At 29.8% G+C, this 6,282-nt stretch carries 7 protein-coding genes and 1 other RNA gene; 7 read left to right on the forward strand and 1 reads right to left on the reverse strand.

Annotation, left to right across the window (positions count from 1 at the left end; translation table 11 throughout):
* Positions 1–118 precede the first annotated feature (118 nt).
* Positions 119–976 carry an NAD(+)/NADH kinase gene (locus ABID14_RS09620; RefSeq protein ID WP_354369492.1) on the reverse strand — a complete coding sequence of 286 codons (858 nt, stop codon included), beginning with the start codon at positions 974–976 and terminating at the stop codon, positions 119–121.
* A 23-nt stretch (positions 977–999) separates the two neighbouring features.
* Here ABID14_RS09620 and ABID14_RS09625 point away from each other — a divergent pair, with 23 nt between their 5' ends.
* The 7 genes from ABID14_RS09625 to ABID14_RS09655 all read left to right on the forward strand — a co-directional run bounded on the left by ABID14_RS09625 (position 1,000) and on the right by ABID14_RS09655 (position 5,896).
* The gene (locus ABID14_RS09625) at positions 1,000–1,875 is read left to right on the forward strand and encodes an RluA family pseudouridine synthase (RefSeq protein ID WP_354369494.1); all 876 of its coding nucleotides are present in this window, start codon (positions 1,000–1,002) and stop codon (positions 1,873–1,875) included.
* A 45-nt stretch (positions 1,876–1,920) separates the two neighbouring features.
* Positions 1,921–2,104, forward strand: a non-coding RNA gene (ssrS, locus tag ABID14_RS09630) — 6S RNA.
* Between the two features lie 83 nt (positions 2,105–2,187).
* Positions 2,188–2,748 carry a YtxH domain-containing protein gene (locus tag ABID14_RS09635; protein ID WP_354369496.1) on the forward strand — a complete coding sequence of 187 codons (561 nt, stop codon included), beginning with the start codon at positions 2,188–2,190 and terminating at the stop codon, positions 2,746–2,748.
* A 13-nt stretch (positions 2,749–2,761) separates the two neighbouring features.
* On the forward strand, positions 2,762–3,253 hold the full coding sequence (locus ABID14_RS09640; protein ID WP_354369498.1) for a hypothetical protein: 492 nt from the start codon (positions 2,762–2,764) through the stop codon (positions 3,251–3,253).
* A gap of 166 nt (positions 3,254–3,419) precedes the next feature.
* Positions 3,420–4,343 (forward strand): diacylglycerol/lipid kinase family protein, encoded by a 924-nt coding sequence (locus tag ABID14_RS09645; protein WP_354369500.1) that lies wholly within the window; start codon positions 3,420–3,422, stop codon positions 4,341–4,343.
* Complete coding sequence (locus ABID14_RS09650) at positions 4,327–5,340, forward strand: LacI family DNA-binding transcriptional regulator (RefSeq protein ID WP_354369502.1); 1,014 nt, start codon at positions 4,327–4,329, stop codon at positions 5,338–5,340. The genes ABID14_RS09645 and ABID14_RS09650 overlap by 17 nt, the downstream gene beginning before the upstream one ends.
* Positions 5,333–5,896 carry a LuxR C-terminal-related transcriptional regulator gene (locus tag ABID14_RS09655; protein ID WP_354369504.1) on the forward strand — a complete coding sequence of 188 codons (564 nt, stop codon included), beginning with the start codon at positions 5,333–5,335 and terminating at the stop codon, positions 5,894–5,896. The genes ABID14_RS09650 and ABID14_RS09655 overlap by 8 nt, the downstream gene beginning before the upstream one ends.
* The last annotated feature ends 386 nt before the right edge of the window (positions 5,897–6,282 follow it).

Genomic DNA, 6,282 nt, shown 5'->3' on the forward strand with positions numbered 1-6,282 from the left:
AATGCAAAAAATCATTAGGAATCATATTACGAATAATAAATTATACCAAAAAAACAAAATCAGATTTATTAAAAATTATAGTTATAATAATTTGACCTATAATACATATTTAGTATAATTATAAGAATTTATCTTTTATATTATCCCAATAAGAATTATTGGAAAAAATAAGTTTTTTAATTGTCTTATTTGATAGACGTGTATTGACTCGATGTAAATTATTAAAAAAATACTCATTTCCATCTACTAACAAAAGGTTGGAGTCTTTATACCTTTTTTCAATTACCAGTGAAATTGTATGACCTCCTGGCACAATTAAAGAAGATCTAATTGATCTATATGCAGAAGAACTAACTGGCGAAATTGGAGTCATTTGTAGCACATGAAGCGTAGGGTAGACAATAGAGCCCCCAGTAGAAAAATTATATGCAGTAGAACCAGAAGGTGTGGAAACCAAGATACCATCACCCGAAAATTTTTCTACATGATTTCTATCAATAAAAACATTCATATGAATAGTTTTTGAGTGAGCTGCTTTTAATACTACCTCGTTTATTGCATTTAATTTATAAACTTTGTTTTTAGTATATATATCGGTTCTCAATATTTTGATATCCTGAACCTCATAATTATTATTTTTGTAATCAGTTACAAATTTTACAATCTCATTAGGTTTTATTTCTTGATAAAAACCTAGATGGCCAGTATTTATACCTACAAAAGGCATTTCTGGAAAATTATTGCGATGAACGGCCTTTATAAAAGAACCATCACCACCAATGCATACACAGAGTTCTGCATTTTTATTAAAACCGTTAAATGGCTTATATCCATGTTTTTTTAGCTCATCTTGTAGAGCACTAGCGGTTTTCTTAGATTCAAAATTTGCATTTGATAATATATTTACGATTTTAGAAGACAAGGTTATACCCCCTTGATTTTTATCTTGTTTATTTATATTATAAACCAGTAACATGATATTGACTAGAGGTATGAAAAATGTACATATTAAAATCTGACGATTTTTTGAATTTTAAAGTTGATAAAAAGATGAACACAAACGACTTTTTAAGAGAAAGAGGTTTTTCTTCAAGACTTATCAGAAAATCAATTCGTGAAAAACTTATTTATTTAAATGGTAAAAATTTACAAGAGAATAAAAAATTAAAATTGAATAATATAATATCTGTAAAGATACCTGATGAACTGCCAAATGGTTTGGTAGAACATATGCCGCTTGATATTTTATATGAAGATGAAGATATAATTGCAATAAACAAACCGCCTTATATGGTTACACATACTGCCAAAGATGATTTAAGTGGGACTTTATTAAATTATGTATGTGGATATTTTGACGAAATTTCTTTAAAAAGAAAAGCTAGATTTGCAAATAGACTCGATAGAGATACATCGGGTATTGTTATTATTGCAAAAAGTGCATATGCTCATGCAAATATATCTGAACAATTTGAAAGACAAATAACAAAAAGATATTTAGCAATTGTTCAAGGTATACTTGAGAAAAAAGAAGGTTTGATAGAAAAACCTATAGCAAGAAGCGATGATGGAATAAAAAGAGAAGTAAATTATGTATTGGGGAAATATTCCAAAACTTCTTATAAAGTAATAAGAGAGTATAACAACATGAGTTTACTTGATGTTCAATTGTATACTGGAAGAACTCATCAAATAAGAGTTCATCTTAAATCTATAGGTAATCCAATAGTTGGAGATAGTCTTTATAATTGTAAATCTTCTTTTATAAACAGGCAAGCTCTGCATTGTTATTATATGCAAATCAAAAAAGTGAGAACCGCAGAAAATATTGAAATTTACGCAAAAGAACCCGATGATTTTAATTTTTTGAAATGAGCAAATCTTGCCAATTGTAATTTCTTGGTATATAATAATTATAGGTAAATTCTGTGGTGTTCGAATTTACTTCTATTAATTCAACCGACAAATCAGACACGGGAAACCGAGTTTAGCTTGATATGACAAGCCTCCTTTGAGAGGAAGTCAGAAGACGTTAACAAGTTACCCACCTTCACATGCAGGGCGGGTCTGAATTAATGAAGCATACGACACACGCGGATTTTACCTTTTTTTATTCTATATAGATTGAATATTTTATATTTTGTTGGGTAAAAGTATATCAAACACTAATACAAAGGAGAACGAATTATGGGACTATTTGACTATTTAGAAGAAAAAAGAAACGAAGCAGCAAGAAGAAGAAGAATAAAAGAAGCATCAAAAATAGCAACTGGAATTGCACTTGGAGCATTGGGTGGTATCTTATTTGCACCTCAAGAAGGTAAAAAGACACGCCAAGAAATAGTAGAAAAATCAAAAGAAGCGGCTGAACAGGCTAAAGAAGCAGCTCTAGATGCAAGAGATACAGTTGAATTTAAAGCATATCAAGCAGGCGAACAAGCTAAAAAAACTTATAGTGATTTAAGAAATATAGCTATGGATAAAAAACTACAATTTGATGAAGATGTAGAAGTAGCTAAAGCAAAAGCTGATGCAATTGGAGATGTTTTAAAATCTGGAGCAGAAGATATCAAAAAAGATGTCGATAAAACAACAGAAAATGTAAAAGACACTGCAAAAGATGCAAAAGAAGATTTAAAAGATGCAGCAAATGAAGCTGGAAAAGATATTAAGAAATCATCAGAAAATATAAAAGAAACTGTAAAGGATACATCTAAAAAGGTAGAAAAAGAAAATAAAAAATATTAATTGGGAGGCATAAATGAATCAAGTATTTACAATGGCTGATCTGTTAAGTTTTTTATTATATGTAGCAGGAATTGCAGCACTTGTTGCACTATTTCTAGTACTACTAAATGTCTATAAGGTACTAAAAAATATCAATAGCATAGTAGAAAAAAACCAAGGCGAAATAGATCATACGATAAAAACTGTACCTGCACTCATGGATAATGCCAAAGATATTTCGGTAAATGTAAATGCATTATCTCAAGATGCTAATAGCTTAGTAAAGACGGTGAAGCCAGAAATTGAAAAGACAATGCAGGCTGTAGGCTCTGTTTCAGACACAGTTAATGGAATTACTCGAGAAGTGGATAATACAACTTATAGAGTTTCTAATGCTGTATCCGATATAACAGATGTAATCTCAGACACTGCAAAGACAATATCATTGACTTCAGATAATGCTATAGATTACTTTTATATCTTTAAAGAAGTTATAAGAACATTAAAAGATGTTTTCTTAAAATAATTTGCTGAGACGAAGTTAAAGCTTCGTCTTTTTTAAATGTATATTAAAATTATGCTAAAATAAAGATTAACTCCAAGATTTAGACTACTAAAAACAAGATTTTGATTTACAGACAGAGTATGTGTAGTATAATAATAGCTAGAAGAATTTTGGAGGAAAACACTAAATGAAAAAAGTAAAAATAATTGCTAATCCAAATTCAGGCAGAGGTGCTTCACTTGGTAAAGTTCTTCAGCTTATTAAATTATTTAGCCAAGACGAATATAAAATTATATTGCAATTTACAAATTCACACACAGGTGGGTTTGAATATGCAAAGGATGATGATGGAGAAGATTTCATAATTTGCTGTGGAGGCGACGGCACCGTAAATGAGGTCGTGAATGGAATTTATAGAAGAAATAGGAAAGTACCTTTGGCAATTCTTCAAAGCGGAACGGTAAACGATTTTGCGAATTCCCTAAATTTGCCTACTAGTCCAATGAGATTTTATCAGATGATAAAAAACTTCAAAACTAAAAAAATTGACTTGGGGCTTGCGGGTAATAGAGTTTTTATAAATGTTGCTGCCGGAGGCATGCTTACAGAAATCGCATATACAGTTTCTTCAGAAAAAAAAGCAACATTGGGTAATATGGCTTACTATATAGAAGGAGTAAAAGAACTGCTCCAAACTAATATATTCGATGACAAGAATTTATTAGATCTCCAAATAGAATCTGATGAGGTAAATGGACACGAAAGAGCAATGATTTTTCTAATAACCAACTCCACTTCAGTGGGAGGGTTCAAGAAAATGGCACCTTTTGCTGAAATATCAGACGGTTATTTGGATGTATTGATTTTTAAGAAGATGGATTTTTTTGATGTACCGGAGTTAGTAGCAACACTTGTAAACGGTAGACATATTGACCATAATAAAGTAATTTATTTTAAAACAAAAAAACTAAATATCAAATGTCAATCTGATGTAGTAATAGACTTAGATGGAGAAAGAGCATCGAAACTACCTATGACATTTGAAGTATTAGAAAAAGAATTAGAAATAGTAGTACCAGAAGGAGGAAAATATTATGGCATCAACTATTAAAGATGTAGCAAAAATGGCGGATGTATCGATATCTACAGTATCAAGAGTAATCAATGACTCAAAGCCAGTTAGCCCTGAAGCACGTAGAAGAGTATTACACGCAATTGAAGTATTGGATTATAAACCAAATGAAGTAGCAAGAAGTCTTGTTACTAAGAAATCTAATTTAATAGGAGTAATAGTAGAAGATATAGGCTCAAACTTTGTGTCTCAAATATTAAGAGGAGTAGAAGAAGTTGGCAGAATGTATAAATATGACATACTGCTATCAAGCTCATATGGAGATATGGATACCGAAGTAAAATTTGCAAATTTACTTTCACAAAAGCAAGTAGAAGGGATTATAGTAATATCGAACTTACATAATCCAAAACTAGAATATAAATTAGAAGAAAGTAAAATACCTTATGTAATAATAAGTAACTTCTATGAAATAGATAAATTTAGAGCAAATATAGATTATGAAAGAGCAAGCTACGAAATAGTTAAAGATTTAATAGATAAAGGCCATACAAAAATTGCATCAGTAGCAGTTCGACGTGACTATGATAGAACATACGAAAAACAAAAAAATGCAGGTTACGCCAAAGCAATGGAAGAAATGGGTCTAGAAACAACTGAACTATTTGTCGAAGACTTAACTACAGAAGCAATCGAAAACGCTGAAAAAGACATAGTAGATACATTAAAAGAAAAAGAAATTACAGCGGTCTTCACAACATTCGATACATTAGCAATAAATGTAATGAATATATTATTAGACAATAATATAAAAACACCAACAGATATTTCAGTAACAGGTTTTGGAGGAACAACATTATCAGAAATATATAGACCAAAACTTACTACAGTTAAAATCCCTTATTATGACATAGGCGCAGTATCAATAAGAAAAATATTAAAAAGCATAACTGAAAAAGACTCAGACTTCAAAGAAAATGTAGTATTACCAACACAGATTATAGAACGAGAAAGCGTAAGAAAGCTAAATGACTAAAAAAATAGCACTACAAATAGATAGTGAAATATTGAAAATAGGAATCCATCAGATACTCAACGAACTAAAAATATATGAGATATCTGAACTGGACGATATAAAACAAATACAAGAGCAAGCAATTAATTTTGACTTGCTCTTATTTGACAATAAAAGTCTCTGTGATGTAAATATAAAAAAAATACAAATAATAGAAGAAACACAAATTCCTATTATATTCTATCATTCACTTGTGACTACCAAAGTCTCAAAAGAAGAACTATTAGAAGCAGTAGATAAAACATTGAGATCTTACTTATATGTAGAAAAAAGAGTAAAACAATTCAAAGAAGAACAAAGAAACAAGTTTAATAAACTTAAAAAATTGACAACGAGAGAAAAAGTACTAATAGAAGAAATTATAAAAGGAAAGACGAATAAAGAAATATCAAGCGTGCTTTATATAAGCGAAAAAACAGTAAAAAATAATCTAACTGAATTATATAAAAAGCTTGAAATCAAAAACAGAAGAGAACTTGAAAAAAAATACAAAAACTTGTTGACAATGAATAAATGAGATGGTAATATATATTAGTCGCAACGAGAGACGACGTAAAAAACAAGTAAAAAAATAGTAAAAAAGTTCTTGACAACAGTTAAGAAACTTGGTAAACTAAAATAGTTGTCACTCAGACAATTACTCTTGTAAGAAGCAAGTAAAGCTTCAATGAAAAATTAAGTTTTTTTGTAAAAAAGACTTGACAAATAAAAATACAAAGAGTATAATGTAAAAGCTGCTAAAAACGCAGCATGAAACATGTTAATTAAATAGTGTGAAGATATAAATTCGTGATATAATCACAAAGCAAAAAAGCAAACCAGATATTCGTTTAGTTTAAAACTAGAAGAGTTAGGTAAACCAAATTTTAATTGAGAGTTTGATCCTGGCTCAGGACGAACGCT

This window comes from Peptoniphilus olsenii (assembly GCF_040545475.1).
GTDB classification, from domain to species: Bacteria; Bacillota; Clostridia; order Tissierellales; family Peptoniphilaceae; genus Peptoniphilus_A; species Peptoniphilus_A olsenii.

Excerpts from the sequence above, each read along its gene's own strand:
- ABID14_RS09620 (WP_354369492.1), bottom strand. The coding sequence starts at position 976 with ATGTTACTGGTTTATAATATAAATAAACAAGATAAAAATCAAGGGGGT.
- ABID14_RS09625 (WP_354369494.1), top strand. The coding sequence starts at position 1,000 with ATGTACATATTAAAATCTGACGATTTTTTGAATTTTAAAGTTGATAAA.
- ABID14_RS09635 (WP_354369496.1), top strand. The coding sequence starts at position 2,188 with ATGGGACTATTTGACTATTTAGAAGAAAAAAGAAACGAAGCAGCAAGA.
- ABID14_RS09640 (WP_354369498.1), top strand. The coding sequence starts at position 2,762 with ATGAATCAAGTATTTACAATGGCTGATCTGTTAAGTTTTTTATTATAT.
- ABID14_RS09645 (WP_354369500.1), top strand. The coding sequence starts at position 3,420 with ATGAAAAAAGTAAAAATAATTGCTAATCCAAATTCAGGCAGAGGTGCT.
- ABID14_RS09650 (WP_354369502.1), top strand. The coding sequence starts at position 4,327 with ATGGCATCAACTATTAAAGATGTAGCAAAAATGGCGGATGTATCGATA.
- ABID14_RS09655 (WP_354369504.1), top strand. The coding sequence starts at position 5,333 with ATGACTAAAAAAATAGCACTACAAATAGATAGTGAAATATTGAAAATA.